Origin of the sequence: Methylobacterium sp. Leaf89, assembly GCF_001422215.1 — a bacterium.
Classification (GTDB): domain Bacteria; phylum Pseudomonadota; class Alphaproteobacteria; order Rhizobiales; family Beijerinckiaceae; genus Methylobacterium.
Genome location: NZ_LMML01000023.1, coordinates 789 through 1,002, shown reverse-complemented (window position 1 = coordinate 1,002; position 214 = coordinate 789). Strand labels below are relative to the sequence as shown.

At 65.4% G+C, this 214-nt stretch carries 1 pseudogene; it reads left to right on the top strand.

The features are described 5' to 3' along the window. A pseudogene (locus ASF18_RS24615) lies at nt 1–214 on the top strand (DNA-binding response regulator); the annotation flags it as partial.

Sequence of the window (214 nt, the reverse complement as noted above, 5' to 3'; positions counted from 1 at the left end):
CCTCGGCTTCGGCGCCGACGACTACCTGACCAAGCCCTTCCACAAGGACGAGCTCGTCGCCCGCATCCAGGCGATCGTGCGCCGCTCGAAGGGCCACGCCCAGTCGGTGATCACCACCGGCGACCTGATCGTGAACCTCGATGAGAAGACGGTGGCGATCGCGGGCAGCTACGTGAAGCTCACGGGCAAGGAGTACCAGATCCTGGAGCTGCTC